The following is a 19,774-nucleotide window of genomic DNA, read 5'->3' as shown; positions in this document are numbered from 1 at the left end:
GATTATTATGACCGGCAGGCTAGACGTCGCTCATACGAAAAGAAAGTGGTTGCGCGAGCTTGCCGTAACGCCAAGGACGTACCGTTGCGGCCTACTCGCTAGCAGTGCGCGTGGCCTGGCTTCCGCGCTCGCGGTAAGGGGTAGTCTGGTAATGGGCGCGGTAGCATTTGGAGAAATGCGACGGGCTCGCGAAGCCGCAGGCCAGCGCCACGTTGATCACGCTCATGTCGGTCTGCATCAGCAGGTTGCGCGCCCGTGCCAGCCGCAACTCCATGTAGTACCGCTTGGGGCTGCGGTTGAGATATCGGCGGAACAGCCGCTCCAGCTGCCGGGTCGACATGCCGACCCGCTCGGCCAGCAGGGCCGGGCTCACCGGCTCCTCGATGGCCTGCTCCATCGCCTTGATCACCTGCGCCAGCTTGGGGTGGCGCACACCGATCCGGGTCGGGGTGGAGAGCCGCTGCGTGTCCTGGTCGGTGCGGATCGAGGAATAGATCAGCTGGTCGGCCACCGCGTTGGCCAGATCCTCGCCGTGATGATCGGCAATCAGCTTGAGCATCAGGTCGATCGAGGCGGTGCCGCCCGCTGTGGTGATGCGGTTGCCGTCGATCACGAAGACCGAGCGGGTGAGCGTCACCTCCTCGAATTCCTCGGCAAAGCTGTCCTGGTTCTCCCAGTGGATGGTCGCGCGCTTGCCGTCGAGCAGCCCGGCCTTGGCCAGCGTGTAGCCCGCGGTGCACAGCCCGCCCATCACCGCGCCGCGCCGCGCCTCGCGCCGCAGCCAGTTCAGCACGCGCTTGGTGCTCGCCGCCTGAATCTCCAGCCCGCCGCAGAGCATCACCATGTCGTCGCGCGACAACTCGTCGAGATCCATGTCGAGCTTGAAGACCGTGCCGTTCGAACAGGTCGCGGTCTCGCCGCCGTCCCCGGCCAGGACCCAGCTGTAGATCGGCTGCCCGGCCATGCGGTTGGCGATCCTGAGCGCCTCGATCGCGCAGGCGAAGCAAAGCATGGTGAATTCGGGCAGCAGCACGAATACGAAGCGGCGGGCGCGGGGCGCATCGCCGAGGGTCGGCACGGATGTTTCTCGATCGTCGTTCATGTCTCGCCCGCATTGCCGCTGCGTCCGATCCGCGGCGGGATCGACGGAAACAGGTTTGCGCAGACGGGGCAAGAGGTCGTGCGCAATGGCTTTTGGCGTTGGCCCCCCGGGTCATGCGCGCTATAGAGGCCGCCGATAATCCCCAAGCCTCCATGGGAGCGAAGACCATGACCGAGTGGACCAAGGCCAACTGGCGCGCCAAGCCGCGGGTGCAGATGCCCGATTATACCGACGCGGAGCGTCTCTCCGCCGTCGAGGCCCGCCTGGCCTCCTATCCACCGCTGGTCTTTGCCGGCGAGGCGCGCAAGCTCAGGTCCAAGCTGGCCGCAGCCGGACGCGGTGAGGCCTTTTTGCTGCAGGGCGGCGATTGCGCCGAGAGCTTCGCGGCCTTCAATGCCGACCACATCCGCGACACCTTCAAGGTGATGCTGCAGATGGCGGTTGTGCTGACCTTCGGCGCCAAGGTGCCGGTGGTGAAGGTGGGCCGCATGGCCGGCCAGTTCGCCAAGCCGCGTTCCGCGCCGACCGAGACGGTGAACGGCGTCGAGCTGCCGAGCTACCGCGGCGACATCATCAACGGCTTCGACTTCACCCCCGAGGCTCGCATCCCCGAGCCCGAGCGGATGCTGCAGGCCTATACGCAGGCCGCCGGCACGCTGAACCTGCTGCGCGCCTTCTCGACCGGCGGCTATGCCGACGTGCACAAGGTACACGCCTGGACGCTGGGCTTCATCGGCGCGCCCGAGGCCGAGAAATACCGCGACATGGCCAACCGGATCACCGATGCGCTCGACTTCATGGAGGCCGCTGGCATCCGTGACGAGGCCGCGCATGCGCTGCAGACGGTGGAGTTCTTTACCAGCCACGAGGCGCTGCTGCTTGAGTACGAGGAGGCGTTGTGCCGCCTCGATTCGACCTCTGGCAAGTGGCTCGCGGGCTCTGGCCACATGATCTGGATCGGCGACCGCACCCGTCAGCCCGACGGCGCGCATGTCGAGTTCGCCAGCGGCGTGCAGAACCCGATCGGCCTGAAATGCGGCCCGTCGATGACCACCGGTCACCTCAAGGCGCTGATGGCCAAGCTGAACCCGCTCAACGAGGAAGGTCGCTTGACCCTGATCGCGCGCTTCGGTGCCGGCTCCGTGGGTGAGCACCTGCCGCGCCTGATCAAGGCGGTTCAGGAAGAAGGCGCCAAGGTGACCTGGTCCTGCGACCCGATGCACGGCAACACGATCAAGTCCTCCTCGGGCTACAAGACCCGGCCCTTCGACAGCGTGCTGCGCGAAGTGCGCGAGTTCTTTGCCGTCCACAACGCCGAAGGCACGATCCCCGGTGGCGTGCATTTCGAGATGACCGGCGCCGACGTGACCGAATGCACCGGCGGCGTGCGGGCGGTGACCGACGAGGATCTGTCGGATCGCTACCACACCGCCTGCGACCCGCGCCTCAACGCGTCGCAATCGCTGGAGCTGGCCTTCCTCGTCGCCGAGGAACTGTCGGGCCGCCGCGACGGGATGCGCACCGCCGCCGCCGTCTGAACGGACAGAATTGCAGAGTTTGGGAAAGGGGGGCTTTGCGGCCCCCCTTTTTCGTTCGGATCAGGCGGGAGCAGCCTCCACCGATACGAGCCGGAGTGGCCGGGCCGAGGCGGCGGGCGCGCCAATGCTGGTCGGTCCGGCAAAGGCGAAGCGGCGCACCCGCCCCGGCGGCAGCCCGTGCAGCAGCGCGCCGAGCATCTGGGGTGCCGCATCTTCGTGCCCGCGTAGCGGCAGGAGAAGCAGCCCGCCGACATGGCCAAGTCGACCGCATGTCAGCGGGGCATAGCAGGGCCAAGCCTGCGCGAACCCCTGTTCCAGCAATGCGGCGAGCCGCGGGCGCGACGCGGCTTCGAACAGCCGCGACAGCGGCAGCCCGCAGGCCTCGGTGCCGGCGGCGTCGCTCAGGGCCTGTCCGGCGAGCCGCAGCCGGGCCTCGCCGGGTGCGATCCGGTCGAGCACGAAGGCACCGGGCAGGGCCGGACCGATCCGACCGGGTTCGATATCGCCACGTCGCGGCGGCAGACCATGCCGCATCAGGCCGCGCCAATATGTCTGAAGATGCGCGAGCCGCGCCATCGCCTCCGCCACCGACCCCCGCCGCTCCTTGCGCCTTTCCATCCCGCCGGCTCCTTCAATTCGCCTCAATTTGGCCACGATCCTAATTCGGGCCGCGACGGCACGCCCCCGATACCTTGTTAATTGGTTAACGCGGCCGGCCATGCCCTTGCCCGACCGCCGCGATCCGCCTAACCCCCGATGCATCCGGAACGGCATCACCACGGAGCAGCGGACATCATGCAGCGGCGCGGCCTTCTCATCATCCTGTCCTCGCCTTCGGGCGCCGGGAAATCCACGCTGGCGCGGCGCCTGCGCGACTGGGACCCGACGCTGGGCTTCTCGGTCTCGGCCACGACCCGCGCGCCCCGCGCGGGCGAGGTCGACGGCGCCGACTACCACTTCGTCAGCGAGGAGCGGTTCAAGCATCTCGTTGCGGAGGGCGAAATGCTGGAGCATGCCCGGGTCTTCGAGAACTATTATGGCAGCCCGCGCGGGCCCGTGGCCGAGGCGACCGATGCCGGACGGGACGTGCTGTTCGACGTCGATTGGCAGGGCGCGCAGCAGATCTCCAACAGCCGCATGGCCGACCAAGTGCTGTCGATCTTCATCCTGCCTCCGTCGATCCGCGAGCTGCGGCGCAGGCTGGAGGGAAGGGCGCAGGACAGCGCCGAGGTGATCGAGAAGCGCATGCTCAAGAGCTGGGACGAGATCAGCCACTGGGACGGCTACGACTACGTGCTGGTCAACGACGATCTTGACGCCACCGAGGCGCAGCTCAAGATCATCATCGAGGCCGAGCGCCTGCGCCGCAGCCAGCAGCCCTGGCTTGTGGATCACGTCCGGGCGCTACAGGCCGAGTTCGAGGAGGGAACATGACCATCTATACGCTGGAGGGCGAAGCGCCCGAGATCGACGAAACCGCCTGGGTCGCCCCAGGCGCGCATGTGATCGGCAAGGTGACGCTCGCTCCCGGCAGCTCGGTCTGGTTCGGGGCCACGATCCGTGGCGACAACGAACGCATCACTCTGGGCACGAACACCAACGTTCAGGAAAACTGCGTGCTGCACACCGACATGGGCTTCCCGCTCGAAATCGGCGCGGGCGTGACGGTCGGCCACAAGGCGATGCTGCATGGCTGCACGATCGGCGAGAACAGCCTGATCGGCATGGGGGCGACGGTGCTGAACGGCGCCAGGATCGGCCGCAACTGCCTGATCGGTGCAGGCGCGCTGGTGACCGAGGGCAAGGACATCCCCGATGGCAGCCTGGTGATGGGCGCGCCGGGCAAGGTGGTGCGCCAACTCGACGAGGCCGCGATCGAAAAGCTTCGAAAATCGGCGCTGAACTACCGCGACAATGCCGACCGGTTCCGCGCGGGGCTGACGCCGCTCTGAGGTCGTCAGCAGAAGCCCGGCCGGGCGAGCAGCTCGACATCGAGTTGCGGCGCCGCCTGCGCGATCTCCATGCGCACCGCAGCCGGGTCGGGCAGCGGTGCCCCCAGGACCCGGTAGGGCCCGTGATAACCGAGCGCGGCCAGATGCTGTGCCAGTTCCAGCGCGTCGAAGCGCGGCCCGAAAAGCGCGGATACCACCACCGCGGGCGACAGCCGCTCCAGCAGTTCCGCCGAAAGCTGCTCCAGACCGCAATAGCGGACGCAATGCAGTTCGTTGGTGACGGGCAGGGTGGCGGCACCGTCGAAATTCGCGAACTGTCCGACGATCAGCATCAGTGGCCGGCCGGAGCGCGGCGTGTCAGGGTTGTCCCCGGGCATCTCGGCACCTCTTGGCTGGGGCGGCGCGAGACCACCTTGGCGGGTATCGAGGGAAGAATTACTCGTCGCGGATGACAAACGAAACCTCAAAGACCTGCCGGTTGACGCTTCGTTACTTAAAAAAGGTTAACGCCCCATGACGATTTCCGCGCTCGCCTCGCTGATGTCGGCTCTGCCAATGCCGATCCTCCTGATCGACTCGACCGAGCGCATTGCCGCGGCGAACCCGCCGGCGCTGCGGTTGCTGGGCGGCGCGCAGGTCGGACGCCACTACATCAACGCGCTGCGTCAGCCCGCCGTGCTCGACGCCGTCGAGGCCTGTCTGCGCCACGGGCAGGGCGGTCAGGCCCGCTATCTGGGCCGCGAAGGCGGGCGCGACACGACTTGGTCGGTGTCGGCGGGCGCGGTGGACCTGCCGCAGGGACGCGGCGTTGCGCTCAGCTTCGAGGACGTGACGGCGGTCGAGGAGGCTGGCGCGATGCGGCGCGATTTCGTGGCCAATGTCAGCCACGAGCTGCGCACGCCGGTCACCGCCCTAGCCGGCTTCATCGAAACCCTGCGCGGCGCCGCGCGCGATGATCCCAAGGCACGCGAGCGGTTCCTGAGCATCATGGAACGGGAGGCGGCCCGGATGTCGCAGCTCGTCTCCGATCTCCTGTCGCTCAGCCGGGTTGAGCAGGAGGAGCGGCTGCGCCCGACCGGCAAGGTCGATCTGTCGAATCTCACGCTGCAGGTGGCGGCGTTGCTGGAACCGGTAGCGGCGCGTGACCGCGTGCGGATCGAGACGCGTCTGCCCGACGTGCCGGTCTGGGTGCCGGGCGACGAGGAGCAGCTGCGCCAGGTGCTGTCGAACCTCGTCTCCAACGCCGTCAAATACGGCGGCGCCGATCGCGAGGTGGTGGTGGAGCTGGGCATGCCCGGTGCGCAGCCCGAGCTGCGCGGGCAGGGCGTCCGCCTCTCCGTCACGGATCAGGGCGAGGGCATCGCCGCGCATCACGTGCCGCGCCTGACCGAGCGGTTCTACCGGGTCGACACGCACCGCTCGCGTGCCGTCGGGGGCACCGGGCTCGGCCTCGCCATCGTCAAGCACATCGTGAGCCGGCATCGCGGCCGCTTGCGGATCGAGAGCGCGCCAGGACAGGGCAGCACCTTCACGGTGATCCTGCCGGTCGCATGACCCCTTGCCGCACGGTCATCCGCACTAGGTTCCGGCCTGTCATGAAACTTTTACACGACTGTCACAAAACGGAGTCCCCGGACCCTTAATCGGGCCGTAACGGAGGGCGCCTTCGCGCTCTTCGCGGGAATGAACAACAGGAGCGATCCATGTCCTTCGTCAAGCTGACCGCCTCGAGCGCAGCCCTCATCGCCGCCACCGCCGGCTTCGCCACCGCTCAAGGTCGCGACAACGTGCAGGTCGCCGGCTCCTCGACCGTGCTGCCCTACGCATCGATCGTGGCCGAGGCCTTCGGCGAGAACTTCGATTTCCCGACCCCGGTCGTGGAATCGGGTGGCTCCTCCGCCGGTCTCGCCCGTTTCTGCGAGGGCGTGGGCGAGAACACCATCGACATCGCCAATGCCTCCCGCGCGATCCGCGAAGGCGAGGTCGAGACCTGCGCCGCCAATGGCGTGAACGAGATCATCGAAGTCCGGATCGGCTATGACGGCATCGTCTTCGCCTCGGACATCGACGGCGAGACCTTCGCCTTCACCCCGGCCGACTGGTACCAGGCCCTGGCCGCTGAGATCCCGCAGGACGGCGCGATGGTCGCAAACCCGAACGGCAGCTGGGCCGAGGTGAACGCCGATCTGCCCGACCAGGAGATCCTGGCTTTCATCCCGGGCACCAAGCACGGCACCCGTGAAGTGTTCGAGGAGAAGGTGCTGCTCGCAGGCTGCGAAGAGAGCGGCGCTTACGAGCAGATCCTCGAGATCAACGGCGGCGACGAGGATGCGGCCGAGGCGGCTTGCATGGAGACCCGCACCGACGGCGTGTCCGTAGATATCGACGGCGACTACACCGAGACCCTGGCCCGCATCGAGGCCAACCCGCAGGGCATCGGCGTCTTCGGCCTTTCCTTCTACGAGAACAACACCGACAGCCTGCAGGTCGCGACCATGTCCGGCGTCGAGCCCTCGACCGAGACCATCGCGAGCGGTGAGTATCCGGTGTCCCGCCCGCTGTACTTCTACGTCAAGAAGGCCCATCTCGGCGTGATCCCCGGCCTGCAGGAGTTCGTCGAGTTCTTCGTCGCCGACGAGATCGCCGGCCCCGACGGCCCGCTCTCGGCCTATGGCCTAGTTGCCGACCCCGAGCTGGCCGCGACCCAGGAGACGGTCGCGAACGGCACCACCATGGACGCGATGTAACACAGGCGTTACGGGAGGGGGCGGCCCTGCCGCCCCCGACCACCGCCCGCACGGCGCGTGACAGATACGACACCGCTCCGGCCCGACGCGATCCCCGCTTCGGGCCTCGATAATTGAAGGCCCCGCCATGACACCGTCCTGGATCGCCCTGATCGTCCTGGCCATCGCGGCCGCTGGCTTCGTGCTGGCGCGGTCGCGCGCCCTGCGCGCAGCCGCGCGCGAGGGGCGCAGATTGCACTCGCTGCCCGGCTATTACGGCTGGACCGCCGCCCTCTATGCCGCGCTGCCGGCGCTCCTGCTGCTGGCGATCTGGCTGGTCGCGCAACCCGCCGTCACCCGCATGATGGTCTGGCCAGTGCTCGAGGCCGAGGCCAGCGCGAACGCGGTACCGTCGCTGATGATGGCCGATGTCCAGCGGCTCGCCGCGGGCCTCGACGCCGCGGTCGAGACCGGCCGACTGAGCCGCGAGGCGGCCCGCGATCTGCCCGCCGGGGAAATGCGCGCGGCGATGGCGGCGCAGGGCGTGGCTCTGGGTTCCGAGGTAACATCCGCGACCCGCGACGCCGCGCTGCGCTGGCGCCGGCTCGCCGGTGTCGGTCATCTCGCCCGGACCATCGCCGTGATCGGTCTGGCGCTCGCGGGTGCCGCCTGGGGTGTGTCGCGAGCGGCCCCCGATTTCCGGGCCCGCAACGCGGTCGAACGGGCGATGCGCGGCACGCTGATCTCGGCCGCGTTGATCGCGATCCTGACCACCGTCGGCATCGTGCTGGCGCTGATTTTCAACACCATCGAGTTCTTCCGGCTCTACCCGGCCTCCGAGTTCTTCTTCGGCACTACCTGGAGCCCGAGCTTCGGCGGCGGCTCCGAGCTGGGCATCCTGCCGCTGCTGTGGGGCACGCTCTACATCTCGTTGATCGCGCTGCTGGTCGCGGTGCCGATCGGTCTCTTCGCCGCGATCTACCTCGCCGAATACGCGCATCGCAACGTCCGCAGCTGGGCCAAGCCGATGCTGGAGATGCTCGCCGGCATCCCGACCATCGTTTACGGCCTGTTCGCGCTGCTGACCGTCGGCCCGCTGTTGGTCGAAGCCTTCGGGCGCGGCGGCTATCTGGGGCTGGGCTGGATGCAGGGCGGCACGGCCGTGATGACCGCCGGCCTCGTCATGGGCATCATGCTCGTGCCCTTCGTCTCCTCGCTGTCGGACGACATCATCAACGCCGTGCCGCAATCCCTGCGCGACGGCAGCCTCGGCCTCGGCGCCACCCGTTCCGAGACGATCCGCCAGGTGGTGCTGCCCGCGGCGCTGCCCGGCATCGTCGGCGCGATCCTCCTGGCCGCATCGCGTGCCATCGGCGAGACGATGATCGTCGTGCTCGGGGCCGGGGCCGCGGCGCGGCTGTCGATGAACCCCTTCGACGCCATGACGACGGTGACCGCCAAGATCGTGAGCCAGCTCACCGGTGACGCCGATTTCTCCTCGCCCGAGGCGCTGGTCGCCTTCGCCCTCGGCATGACCCTTTTCGTGATCACGCTGGCGCTCAACGTCGTCGCGCTGTGGATCGTGCGCCGCTACAGGGAGCAGTACGAATGACCGATATCCCGCAAACCGGCCCGCTCCCCGACGGCCAAACCGGCCCGCGCCCGGGCTCGCTGCTCGTTACCGATGACCGCACCAAGCGGCGCAACCGGGCCGAGGCGCGATTCAAGGCCTATGGCATCGCCGCGCTGGCGATCGGCATGGCGTTCCTCGCGGCGCTGCTTTGGGCAATCCTGTCGAACGGCCTCACCGCCTTCACCCAGACCTATGTGCAACTCGACGTGCCGCTGCTCGAGGAAAAGCTCGACAAGGATGGCGACCGCGACCCGGCCAAGCTCGCCAAGGTTTCCACCTTCGGCTATGCGCCTCTGATCGAGCAGGCGCTGGTCGAACAGGTCGAGGCCACCGGCGTCGAGACCGAGCTGGCGCCGAAGGCGCTCTCCAAGGTGCTGTCGGGCTCGGCCGCGGCGCAGCTGCGTGACCGCGTGCTCGCCAACCCCGAGCTGATCGGCCAGACCGTTTCGGTCGAGCTGCTGGCCTCCTCGCGGGTCGACGGCTATCTCAAGGGCCGGGTCAGCCGCGCCAGCCTCGCACGGGACAAGAACCTCGACGCCGAGCATCTCGACCTGATCGATGCCTGGCGCGAAGCGGGCATCGTCGAGAAGCGTTTCAACTGGTCCTTCATCACCGGTGCCGACGCCTCGGATTCGCGGCCCGAGCAGGCCGGGATCGGCGTCGCCATGCTGGGCTCGCTCTTCATGATGCTGGTGGTGCTGGTGCTGTCGCTGCCGATCGGCGTCGCGGCCTCGATCTATCTCGAGGAATTCGCGCCCAAGAACCGGTTCACCGACCTGATCGAGGTCAACATCTCGAACCTCGCCGCCGTGCCGTCGATCGTCTTCGGTATCCTCGGCCTCGCAGTGTTCATCCAGTTCATGCACCTGCCGCAGTCGGCACCGCTGGTCGGTGGCCTCGTACTGACGCTGATGACGCTGCCGACGATCATCATCTCCACCCGGGCCTCACTCAAGGCGGTGCCGCCCTCGATCCGCGACGCCGCGCTCGGCGTTGGTGCGTCGAAGATGCAGGCGGTGATGCACCACGTGCTGCCGCTGGCGATGCCGGGCATTCTCACCGGCACCATCCTCGGCCTCGCGCAGGCCCTGGGCGAGACCGCGCCGCTCCTGCTGATCGGCATGGTGGGCTACATCGCGACCAACTATCCTGAAGGCGTGGCCGAGGGCTTCCTGAGCCCGAACTCGGCAATGCCGGCGCAGATCTACGAATGGGCCAAGCGGGCCGATCCGGCCTTTTACGAGCGCGCCTGGGGCGGCATCATCGTGCTGCTGGTGTTCCTCTTGGCCATGAACCTCATCGCGGTGCTGCTGCGCCGCCGCTTCGAGCGGCGCTGGTGAGCGCGCAAAGGGCAGGGGGCCCGGACATGAACGACATGCGAACCATGGACAACACCGTGCTGAACGAGACCAAGATCACCGCGCGCGACGTGCACGTGCATTACGGCACCACCCACGCGATCAAGGGCGTCGACGTCGACATCGCCGACCGCACCGTCACCGCCTTCATCGGGCCGTCGGGCTGCGGCAAGTCGACCTTCCTGCGCTGCCTGAACCGGATGAACGACACCATTCCGGGCGCGGTGGTGACCGGCAAGATCAAGATCGACGAGGCCGACATCTACGACAGCCGCGTTGACCCGGTGCAGTTGCGCGCCAAGGTCGGAATGGTGTTCCAGAAGCCGAACCCGTTCCCGAAATCGATCTACGACAACGTGGCCTACGGCCCCAAGATCCACGGCCTCGCCAAGAACAAGGCCGAGCTCGACGAGATCGTCGAGAAGGCGCTGCGTCGCGGCGCGATCTGGGACGAGGTCAAGGACCGGCTGCATGCGCCGGGTACCGGCCTGTCGGGCGGCCAGCAGCAGCGTCTGTGCATCGCCCGCGCCGTGGCGACCGAGCCGGAGGTGCTGCTGATGGACGAGCCCTGCTCGGCGCTCGACCCGATTGCCACCGCGCAGGTCGAGGAACTGATCGACGAGCTGCGGCAGAACTTCTCGGTGGTGATCGTCACCCACTCCATGCAGCAGGCGGCGCGTGTGAGCCAGCGCACGGCGTTCTTCCATCTCGGCAACCTCGTCGAATACGGCGAGACCGGCAAGATTTTCACCAACCCCGAGGACAGCCGCACCGAGAGCTACATCTCGGGCCGGATCGGGTAAGGGAGCAGGGACCAATGCAGGACAAGCAGCACATCGCCTCGGCCTTCGACCGCGACCTCGAGAACATCCAGGCGCTGATCCTGAAGATGGGCGGTCTGGTGGAGGCCGCGATCATCGACGGCGCCCAGAGCCTCGCCGACCGCGACATCGAGAACGCCGAGCGGGTCCGCCGCGGCGACAAGGCGATCGACGCGCTCGAGGAGCAGCTCAACGAGGAGGCCGCCCGCGTCATCGCGATCCGCGCCCCGGTGAGCCGTGACCTGCGGGTGATCCTGTCGGTGCTGCGGCTCGCCGCCAGCCTCGAGCGGATCGGCGACTACGCCAAGAACATGGCCAAGCGGACCAGCGTGCTGGCCGAGCTCGGACCGATCGAGGGCTCCGACGCCGCGATCAAGCGCATGGCGCGCGAGGTCCAGAACATGCTCAAGGACACGCTCGACGCCTTCGTGCGGCGCGACGCCGACCTCGCCTTCGAGGTGCTGCAGCGCGACCAGGACGTCGATCAGATGTACAACGCGCTGTTCCGCGAGTTCCTGACCCACATGATGGAAGATCCGCGCGCGATCACCGCCTGCATGCATCTGCACTTCATCGCCAAGAACATCGAACGGATGGGCGATCTGGTCACCAACATGGCCGAGCAGGTGATCTACCTGATCACCGGGCAGATGCCGGACGAGGATCGCCCCAAGGGCGACAACACCTCCTACGTGGCCAGCCCGGAGTGAGACGATGCGCCAGCAGGTCCAGCCGCACGTCCTGATCGTCGAGGACGAGCCGTCGCAGCGCGCGGTGCTGAGCTACAACCTCGAATCCGAAGGCTTCCGGATCTCGGAGGCCGAGGATGGCGACGCGGCGCTCTTGATGGTGTCCGAGGAGGTGCCGGACCTGATCGTGCTCGACTGGATGCTGCCGGGCGTTTCGGGCATCGAGATCTGCCGCCGGATCAAGACCCGCCCGGAGACCCGCGAGGTGCCGATCATCATGCTCTCGGCGCGTTCCGAGGAGGTCGACCGGGTGCGCGGGCTCGAGACCGGGGCCGACGACTACGTGGTGAAGCCCTATTCGGTGACCGAGCTGATGGCGCGGGTGAAGGCGCAGCTGCGCCGCTCGCGCCCGGCGGGCGTCGGCGAGACGCTGCGCTACGAGGACATCACCCTCGACGCGGAGACGCATCGTGTCCATCGCGGTGGCCAGCTCCTCAAGCTCGGCCCGACCGAGTTCAGGCTGCTCGCCACCTTCCTCGAGAAGCCGGGCCGGGTCTGGAGCCGCGAGCAGATGCTCGATAGGGTTTGGGGCCGTGACGTCTATGTCGATACCCGCACCGTCGACGTCCATATCGGCCGGCTGCGCAAGGTGCTGTGCACCCATGGCGGCGCCGATCCGCTGCGCACGGTGCGCGGTGCCGGCTATGCCTTGGGCTAGCGGCGGCCGCAGCCCCGGTTTTCACGGCTGACCTTTCCGCGTGTCGCGGCTAGACCGGATGCTGTCGGCTCGGGAGGGATCATGCGTCTGATGGGTCTGGTCGCGGTGATCGCGGCGGCGATGCTCTGGGGAACCACCGGCACCGTGCAGGCGCTGCTGCCCGCATCGCGCGACCCGCTCGCCGTGGGGGCGCTGCGCCTGCTGATCGGTGGCGCGGCGCTGATGCTGGCGGCGATGCTGCACGGGCCGAGCCGGGCCGCGCTGGTCCGGCTGCCCTGGCGGCTGGTCGGCCTCGCCGGGCTCTGCATCGCCGGCTACAACCTGCTGTTCTTTCATGCCGTATCAATGGCCGGGGTCGGGATCGGAACCGCCGTGGCGATCGGAAGCGCGCCGCTCTGGACCACCGGTTGGGAAATCGCGGCGGCGCGGCTCTGGCCGGGACGCTGGCGGGGCGCGGGCCAGCTTCTGTCGATCACCGGCGTGGCGCTCCTGGCGATGGCCGGCAGCGGCGGTAGCGGCGGCCCCTTGGGCATCGCGCTCGCGGCCGGGGCGGGCGCCTGCTACGCCGCCTATTCCCTGGCGACCGCGCGCGCCAGCAATGCCGCCCCGCCGCTGCCGCGCGCCGCCGCCACCTTCACCATCGGTGCCATCGTCACGCTGCCGGTGCTGTTCCTGTCGCCGCCCGTCTGGCTCGTCGGTGCCCCGGCCTGGAGCGCGGTGCTGTTCCTCGGCGTCGGCGCCACCGCCTTGTCCTACGCGTTCTATACCTGGGGTCTGACGCGGGTCGCCGCCTCGACCGCGGTGACGTTGGCCCTGGCCGAGCCGGTGACCGCCTGGCTGCTCGCCGTCTCGGTTCTGGGAGAGCCGGTCACGCCGGCCCGGCTCGCCGGTGCGCTGATGGTGCTGGCCGGGCTTTTGGCGGTGACGATGGTGCCCGCCCGACCAGCGCCGCGGCCTGAACCCGTTTGACCACTCGGCGCCGGGGGCCTAGAAGTCGTCAACACTTTGCAAAGAGCGGGACCCGCCTTGACCGACGCCAGCATCATCCGCCACGACTGGACCCGCGCCGAGGCGCAGGCGATCTTTGACCAGCCGTTCAACGACCTGCTGTTCCAGGCCCAGACCGTGCACCGCCAGAACTTCGACCCTAACAAGGTCCAGCGGAGCCGGCTCAGCAACATCAAGACCGGCGGCTGCGCCGAGGATTGCGCCTATTGCAGCCAGTCTGCCCGCAACGGCTCGCACCTTCCGGCCAAGAAGCTGATCGAGGTCGAGCGCGTGCTCGCGGAGGCGCGCCGCGCCAAGGAGCAGGGCTCGACCCGCTTCTGCATGGGTGCGGCCTGGCGCTCCCCTAAGGAGCGCGACATGGACCAGCTGGTCGCCATGGTCGAGGGCGTGCGCGCCATGGGCATGGAGACCTGCATGACGCTGGGCATGCTCGACGACGACCAGGTGATCCGGCTCAAGGGCGCGGGTCTCGACTACTACAACCACAACATCGACACTTCGGAGCGCTATTATCCCGAGGTGATCACCACCCGCACCTTTGCTGACCGGATCGACACGCTGAACCGGGTGCGCGAGGCCGGGATCAAGGTCTGCTCCGGGGGCATCCTCGGCATGGGCGAGACCGAAATGGACCGGATCGACATGCTGCTGGCGCTTGCCAATCTCGCGGAGCACCCCGACAGCGTGCCGATCAACCAGCTGATGCCGATGCCCGACACGCCGCTTGCCGATGCCGAACCGGTCGACGGGATCGACTTCGTGCGGGTGATCGCGCTGGCGCGGATCCTGATGCCCAAGGCGCATTTGCGGCTGTCCGCCGGTCGCACCGCGATGAGCGAGGAGACGCAGGCGCTGTGCTTTTTCGCGGGCGCCAACTCGATCTTCTCCGGCGACGTGCTGCTGACCGCCGAGAACCCGGGCGAGGACAAGGACTCGGTCCTCTTCGGCCGCCTCGGCCTCGAGCCGATGGATCTCGGCGAGACGGGGGCGCGATGAGCGCGGCGGCCCAAGGCGGCCGCCCCGGATTTGCGCGCCACGCCGAGGCGCTCGACGCGCTGGCCGCGCGCGGCCGCAGGCGCGCGTTGAGCCCCCGCGCGGGACGCGACTTCGCCTCCAACGATTACCTCGGGCTGGCGGCCTCCGATCTGCTGCGCGACGCCGCGCGCGCGGCGCTCGACCGGGGCGTCGCGGTGGGCTCGGGCGGCTCGCGGCTCTTGCGCGGCAACGACGCCGAGCACGAGGCGCTGGAGGCCGAGGCCGCGGCGTTCTGCGGGGCGCCGGCAGCGCTCTACATGGGCGCGGGCTTTCCCGGCAACGTCGCGATCTTCGCGGCCCTGCCGATGCAAGGCGATCTGGTGCTCCACGACTCGCTCGTCCATGCCAGCGCGCATGACGGGATGCGGCTGGGTCGGGCCGAGACGCGAGGCTTCGCCCATAACGACGCCGACGCCGCGCGTGACACGCTGAAGGCCTGGCGTGCGGCCGGGGGAACGGGGCGCGTCTGGATCGCCTGCGAAAGCCTCTACTCCATGGAGGGCGATCTCGCGCCTCTAGCCGATCTCGCCGCCGTCGCGGCCGAGGACGGCGCGGTTCTGGTCGTCGACGAGGCGCATGCCACCGGGCTCTATGGCGACCGGGGGCAGGGGCGCGCGCATGGCCTCGACGCGTCGGTCGATCTCGTCAGCCTGCATACCTGCGGCAAGGCGCTCGGCGCCGCGGGCGGGCTGGTCTGCGCCGATCCGGTGCTGATCGACACGCTGGTCAACCGGGCCCGCAACTTCGTCTTTTCGACCGCGCCCTCGCCGCTCGATGCTGCCGTGGTCCGCGCGGCGCTGCGCCTCGTGGCCGAGCGGGCCGACCTGCGCGACGAGGCCTGGAGTACCATTCGCCGCGCGCATGAGGCGGCTAGGCGCGCTGGCTTCGGGCTGTTCGAGACGCAGATCCTGCCGGTGATCATCGGTGAGGATGCCGAGGCCGTCGCTCTGTCGCGCGCGCTGCAGGCGCGTGGTCACGACGTGCGGGCGATCCGTCCGCCCACCGTGCCGCGCGGCACGGCCCGGCTGCGCGTCTCGATCACCCCCAACGTCACTCCGGGCGAGATAGATGCGCTCTTCGCCGATCTCGCCGATCTCCGAAAGGCCGCCGCATGAAGCCTCTCATCGTTACCGGCACCGACACCGGCATCGGCAAGACCGTGATCTCGGCCGGTCTCGTGCAGGCGCTCGGGGCGAGCTATTGGAAGCCCGTGCAGTCGGGTCTCGAAGAGGAGACCGACAGCGAGATCGTTGCCCGGCTCACGGGCGCGCCGGTGCTGCCCGAAGCGGTGCGGCTCGAACTGCCCGCCAGCCCGCATATCTCGGCCGAGGCCGCCGGGGTGCGGATCGATGTCGGGGCGCTGAACCTGCCCGACACGCCGCGCCCGCTGGTGGTCGAAGGGGCGGGCGGGCTGATGGTGCCGCTCGACGACGAGACCACCTTTCTCGACATCTTCGCCCGCTGGGGCGCGCCGGTCGTGCTGGTGGCACGGACCGCGCTGGGGACGATCAACCATTCGCTGCTCTCGCTGGCGGCGCTGCGCTCGCGCGGCGTGCCGGTGGCGGGGGTGATCTTCTCGGGCGAGGCCGTGCCTCGGGTGGAGCGCACCATCGCCGAGATGGGCGACGTGCCGCATCTGGGCCGTTTGGACCGGCTCGACCCGCTGACGCCCGACAGCCTGCGCGCGGGCTTTGCACAGATCGACATGACCGCGATCCGCGCCGCCATGGAGACCGCATGACCGACGCCGATTTCGACCGCGACCATCTCTGGCACCCCTATACCAACGTCATGGCGCCGGGGCCGACCTACATGGTCGAGCGTGCCGAGGGCGCGTGGATCACGCTCGACGACGGCACCGAGATGATCGACGCGATGTCGTCCTGGTGGTGCGCGATCCATGGCCATCGTCACCCGGCGATCACCGACGCGATGCACGCCCAGATCGACCGCCTTCCGCATGTGATGTTCGGCGGCCTCACGCATCGCCCCGCGGTCGAACTCGGCCGCAGGTTGGTCGCGATGACGCCCGAGGGGCTCGACCACGTGTTCTACTGCGACAGCGGCTCGGTCGCGGTCGAGGTGGCGATGAAGATGGCGGTGCAGCACCAGCTCGCCGCCGGTTTCCCGGGCCGGACCCGCTTCGCCACGCCGCGCGGCGGCTATCATGGCGATACCTGGAAGGCGATGAGCGTCTGCGACCCGGTGAACGGCATGCACCACCTGTTCGAAGGCGCGCTCAACATCCAGTATTTTGCGCCGCGCCCGCCGATCACCATTGCCGAGGACTGGCCCGAGGATGACGAGGCCAATGGCATCGCCGCGCTGTCGCGGCTGCTGCACGAGCATGGCGACCAGATCGCCGCGCTGATCCTGGAGCCGGTGGTGCAGGGCGCCGGCGGCATGCGCTTCTATCACCCCGAATATCTGCGCCGGGCGCGCAAGCTCTGCGACGAGCTGGGGATCCTGATGATCTTCGACGAGATCGCCACCGGCTTCGGTCGCACGGGGGAGCTTTTCGCGGCCGATCTCGCGGGAGTCGTCCCCGACATCATGTGCCTGGGCAAGGCGCTGACCGGCGGGCATCTTTCCTTCGCCGCCGTCATGGCCTCGGGCCGGGTGGCGCGAACCATCGGCGAAGGCGATCCGGGGCTTTTCATGCATGGCCCCACCTTCATGGGCAACCCGCTGGCCTGCACTGCGGCCTGTGCCAGCCTCGACCTGCTGGCCGACGGAACATGGCGCGACCGCGTGGCGGCCATCGCGCAACGTATGGAGGCCGGGCTCGCGCCGGCGCGGGACATGCCGGGCGTGGCGGATGTGCGTGTGCTCGGCGCGATCGCGGTGATCGAGATGGATCACGCGATCAGCGCCGATGCCGCGCATCCGCTCTCGCGCGAGACCGGCGTCTGGCTGAGGCCCTTCGGGCGCAACATTTATGCCATGCCGCCCTACATCCTGACCGGGGACGAGCTGGACCGGGTCTGCGCGGCGATGCTGCGGCTGGCCGAAGCGCTCTGATCCGATGCGCTGGCGCTGGCTGAGCGGTCCCGGAAAGGCGGAGGAGGTTGTCGTGCTGTTCGGCGGCTGGGCCGCCGGACCTGCGCCGGTCGCCCATTTGCGGGGGATGGACGTGCTGTTCGTCGAGGATTGGCGCGATCTCGACGCGGATCTGCCGCCGCTCGACGGCTACGCGCGGCGTTATCTCGTCGCTTGGTCGTTCGGCGTGGTCGCTTTCGCGCATTGGCAGGCCGGAAGGGAGCCGATCTTCGACCGACATGTGGCGCTTTGCGGCAGCCCGGTGCCGGTCGACCGGCGCCTCGGCATCCCGCCGGCGATCTTTGCCCGGACCTGCGATCGGCTGGACGATGCGACTTTGGCCGCGTTCCTGGTACGCGCGGGTGCGGCGCCGGTTGAGGCCCCTGACATCCCCGCGCTGCGCGCCGAACTCAACGCCGTGGAGCGGCGCGGTGCGGCGCCGCTGATGCGCTGGGACGCGGCCGTGATCGCCACGGAGGACCACGTGTTTCCCGCCGCGAACTTGCGCCGCGCCTTCGACGGCGTGGCCCTGCGCGAGGTGGCCGCGCCGCATGCGCCCTTCGCGCGCTGGTCCGGATGGCGCGAGGTGCTGGGATGAGCGCGCCGCGCGAGCGCGTGGCGCGGGCCTTCCGGCGAGGATTGCCGAGCTATCACGCCGAAGCCCGCGTCCAGGCCGAGAGCGCGGCGCGGCTGGCCGAGCTGCTCGCCGCCGACGGCGCCGGGCCCCGGCTGGAGCGCGTGTTCGAGTTCGGTTGCGGCACCGGATTGCTCACTCGCGCGCTGCTTTCGCGGTTCGAGATCGGAACGTTTCACGCCAACGACCTCGTGGACGAAGCGGCCGTGCATCTGCCGCCTGGTCCGCGGCAGGGGTTTCTAGCCGGGCCGATCGAGGAGCTGCCCCTCGACGGGCGGTACGACCTCATCGCCTCCGGGGCGACGATCCAGTGGATCGCCGATCCCCGTGCGCTGCTGGCGCGGCTGGCTGCGCATCTCGCACCGGGCGGCCGGTTGCTGCTTGGCGGCTTTGGTCGAGGCCACTTCGCCGAAGTGGCGGCCCTCGGGGCGCCGGCGCCGCTTTTCTACGCCGATCCCGACGAATGGCGGGACTTGCTGCCGCCGGGGCTGGAGTTGCGCATGGTCGAGCGTCGTCGCAGCGCGTTGGGCTTCGACGACCTGCCGCAGCTCCTGCGCCACCTGCGGGCCACCGGGGTCACCGGCAATGCCCGGGCTCGCTGGGGCCGGGCCGAGCTGCGCGCGGCCGAGGCGGACTGGCGCGCACGGCACGCCTTGGCCGATGGACGGCTCGGTCTGAGCTACGATTGCGTGCATCTCGTCGCGAGACGCGATGGCGACATTGGCCCGTCGCACCGGATTCGGTAGAATGCGCGCAAGCCGGGGGGCGCGCGCCTTCCACGAGAGGAGGGTGGACCCATCGACAGGCTGATACCGGGACAGGGCAACCTGCTCCTCGACAGCATCGCCGCATCGCATTCGATCCGCAATTCGGGGCTCCTCGAGCGCATCGATCTGCCGCAGGGCCTGTTCGTCGAGCGCATGGAGCATCCGATCGACGAGATCGTGTTCCCGGTGTCGGGGATACTCTCGGTCGTGGCGCGCGGGCCGGGCGGCCACGCGGTCGAGGCAGGGCTGGTCGGCTGCGACGGCATGTCGGGCCACATGCTCCTGCTGGGCGGGACCGAGAGCGTGCATGACGCGATGATGCAGATCGGCGGGCATGGCTGGCGCCTGCCGGCCGAGGCGCTGCGCATGGCGCTGAAATCGGACGAAGAGCTGCGCGACCGGCTGCTGCGCTACGTGCAGACGGTGCTGGTGCAACTCTCCCACAGCGCGCTGGCTTACGGAAAGGCGGTGATCGACGTGCGGCTCGCGCGCTGGCTGCTGATGTGCCAGGACCGGCTCGGTCGCGATCAGCTCGACCTGACCCATGAGTTCCTTGCGCTGATGCTCGGTGTGCGCCGTTCCGGCGTTACCGTGGCGCTGCACCGGCTGGAGGGCGACGGGCTGGTGCGGTCGCGGCGGGGCAGCGTGGTGATCCGCGACCGCGCCGGGCTCGAAGAACTGGCAGCGGATTTCTACGGCGTGCCGGAGGCCCATTACCAGCGCCTTCTCGGCGTGCCGCTGCGCTGCTGAGGCG

21 protein-coding genes are annotated in these 19,774 nt (G+C 68.9%); 18 read left to right on the top strand and 3 right to left on the bottom strand.

All coding sequences use genetic code 11. The annotated features are described in order from the left end of the window. Positions 1-91 precede the first annotated feature (91 nt). Positions 92-1,102, bottom strand: a complete 1,011-nt coding sequence (locus FHS00_RS01735) for a GlxA family transcriptional regulator (protein WP_183469265.1) — start codon at positions 1,100-1,102, stop codon at positions 92-94. Between the two features lie 167 nt (positions 1,103-1,269). On the opposite strand from FHS00_RS01735, the gene FHS00_RS01730 reads away from it, so the two are divergent. Then, the gene (locus FHS00_RS01730; RefSeq protein WP_183469263.1) at positions 1,270-2,640 is read left to right on the top strand and encodes a class II 3-deoxy-7-phosphoheptulonate synthase; all 1,371 of its coding nucleotides are present in this window, start codon (positions 1,270-1,272) and stop codon (positions 2,638-2,640) included. Between the two features lie 60 nt (positions 2,641-2,700). On the opposite strand, the gene FHS00_RS01725 is transcribed toward FHS00_RS01730, so the two are convergent. Next, positions 2,701-3,258 carry a PAS domain-containing protein gene (locus FHS00_RS01725; RefSeq protein ID WP_183469262.1) on the bottom strand — a complete coding sequence of 186 codons (558 nt, stop codon included), beginning with the start codon at positions 3,256-3,258 and terminating at the stop codon, positions 2,701-2,703. Positions 3,259-3,435: 177 nt separating this feature from the next. Here FHS00_RS01725 and gmk point away from each other — a divergent pair, with 177 nt between their 5' ends. Further along, positions 3,436-4,074: a guanylate kinase gene (gmk, locus tag FHS00_RS01720; protein WP_183469261.1), complete on the top strand. Its 639-nt coding sequence runs from the start codon at positions 3,436-3,438 to the stop codon at positions 4,072-4,074. Then, positions 4,071-4,592: a gamma carbonic anhydrase family protein gene (locus tag FHS00_RS01715; RefSeq protein WP_183469260.1), complete on the top strand. Its 522-nt coding sequence runs from the start codon at positions 4,071-4,073 to the stop codon at positions 4,590-4,592. The genes gmk and FHS00_RS01715 overlap by 4 nt, the downstream gene beginning before the upstream one ends. A gap of 5 nt (positions 4,593-4,597) precedes the next feature. On the opposite strand, the gene FHS00_RS01710 is transcribed toward FHS00_RS01715, so the two are convergent. Further along, on the bottom strand, positions 4,598-4,969 hold the full coding sequence (locus FHS00_RS01710; protein ID WP_183469259.1) for a hypothetical protein: 372 nt from the start codon (positions 4,967-4,969) through the stop codon (positions 4,598-4,600). Positions 4,970-5,105: 136 nt separating this feature from the next. Between FHS00_RS01710 and FHS00_RS01705 the strand changes: the two genes are divergently transcribed. From FHS00_RS01705 to FHS00_RS01635, 15 genes are all read left to right on the top strand, one after another. Continuing rightward, positions 5,106-6,146, top strand: a complete 1,041-nt coding sequence (locus FHS00_RS01705; protein WP_183469258.1) for an ATP-binding protein — start codon at positions 5,106-5,108, stop codon at positions 6,144-6,146. Between the two features lie 149 nt (positions 6,147-6,295). Continuing rightward, complete coding sequence (locus FHS00_RS01700; RefSeq protein WP_183469257.1) at positions 6,296-7,339, top strand: substrate-binding domain-containing protein; 1,044 nt, start codon at positions 6,296-6,298, stop codon at positions 7,337-7,339. Between the two features lie 127 nt (positions 7,340-7,466). Continuing rightward, complete coding sequence (gene pstC / locus FHS00_RS01695; RefSeq protein ID WP_183469256.1) at positions 7,467-8,930, top strand: phosphate ABC transporter permease subunit PstC; 1,464 nt, start codon at positions 7,467-7,469, stop codon at positions 8,928-8,930. Continuing rightward, positions 8,927-10,291, top strand: coding sequence for a phosphate ABC transporter permease PstA (gene pstA, locus FHS00_RS01690; protein WP_183469254.1), 1,365 nt, complete (start codon positions 8,927-8,929; stop codon positions 10,289-10,291). The genes pstC and pstA overlap by 4 nt, the downstream gene beginning before the upstream one ends. Positions 10,292-10,317: 26 nt before the next feature. Continuing rightward, positions 10,318-11,112, top strand: a complete 795-nt coding sequence (pstB, locus tag FHS00_RS01685) for a phosphate ABC transporter ATP-binding protein PstB (protein ID WP_183469252.1) — start codon at positions 10,318-10,320, stop codon at positions 11,110-11,112. A gap of 14 nt (positions 11,113-11,126) precedes the next feature. Beyond that, positions 11,127-11,840 (top strand): phosphate signaling complex protein PhoU, encoded by a 714-nt coding sequence (gene phoU / locus FHS00_RS01680; protein ID WP_183469250.1) that lies wholly within the window; start codon positions 11,127-11,129, stop codon positions 11,838-11,840. Positions 11,841-11,844: 4 nt separating this feature from the next. Beyond that, positions 11,845-12,537, top strand: a complete 693-nt coding sequence (gene phoB / locus FHS00_RS01675) for a phosphate regulon transcriptional regulator PhoB (RefSeq protein WP_183469248.1) — start codon at positions 11,845-11,847, stop codon at positions 12,535-12,537. Positions 12,538-12,618: 81 nt separating this feature from the next. After that, positions 12,619-13,506, top strand: a complete 888-nt coding sequence (locus tag FHS00_RS01670; protein WP_183469246.1) for a DMT family transporter — start codon at positions 12,619-12,621, stop codon at positions 13,504-13,506. Between the two features lie 72 nt (positions 13,507-13,578). Beyond that, positions 13,579-14,541 carry a biotin synthase BioB gene (gene bioB, locus FHS00_RS01665; RefSeq protein WP_425486022.1) on the top strand — a complete coding sequence of 321 codons (963 nt, stop codon included), beginning with the start codon at positions 13,579-13,581 and terminating at the stop codon, positions 14,539-14,541. Further along, positions 14,538-15,695: an 8-amino-7-oxononanoate synthase gene (locus FHS00_RS01660; protein WP_183469242.1), complete on the top strand. Its 1,158-nt coding sequence runs from the start codon at positions 14,538-14,540 to the stop codon at positions 15,693-15,695. The genes bioB and FHS00_RS01660 overlap by 4 nt, the downstream gene beginning before the upstream one ends. Beyond that, positions 15,692-16,321, top strand: coding sequence for a dethiobiotin synthase (gene bioD, locus FHS00_RS01655; protein WP_183469240.1), 630 nt, complete (start codon positions 15,692-15,694; stop codon positions 16,319-16,321). Before FHS00_RS01660 ends, bioD begins: the two co-directional genes overlap by 4 nt. Further along, a complete protein-coding gene (bioA, locus tag FHS00_RS01650) occupies positions 16,318-17,601 on the top strand; it encodes an adenosylmethionine--8-amino-7-oxononanoate transaminase (protein WP_183469238.1) in 1,284 nt (427 codons plus the stop codon). The genes bioD and bioA overlap by 4 nt, the downstream gene beginning before the upstream one ends. Before the next feature lie 4 nt (positions 17,602-17,605). Beyond that, positions 17,606-18,217 (top strand): pimeloyl-ACP methyl esterase BioG family protein, encoded by a 612-nt coding sequence (locus FHS00_RS01645; protein ID WP_183469236.1) that lies wholly within the window; start codon positions 17,606-17,608, stop codon positions 18,215-18,217. Next, positions 18,214-18,999 (top strand): methyltransferase domain-containing protein, encoded by a 786-nt coding sequence (locus FHS00_RS01640; protein ID WP_246390904.1) that lies wholly within the window; start codon positions 18,214-18,216, stop codon positions 18,997-18,999. The genes FHS00_RS01645 and FHS00_RS01640 overlap by 4 nt, the downstream gene beginning before the upstream one ends. Before the next feature lie 174 nt (positions 19,000-19,173). Further along, positions 19,174-19,770, top strand: coding sequence for a Crp/Fnr family transcriptional regulator (locus tag FHS00_RS01635; RefSeq protein ID WP_183469232.1), 597 nt, complete (start codon positions 19,174-19,176; stop codon positions 19,768-19,770). The last annotated feature ends 4 nt before the right edge of the window (positions 19,771-19,774 follow it).

It is taken from the genome of Limimaricola variabilis (genome assembly GCF_014195545.1).
Classification (GTDB): domain Bacteria; phylum Pseudomonadota; class Alphaproteobacteria; order Rhodobacterales; family Rhodobacteraceae; genus Limimaricola; species Limimaricola variabilis.
The sequence above is the reverse complement of the archived record's forward strand: the minus strand, read 5'-3'. Positions and strand labels throughout refer to the sequence as shown.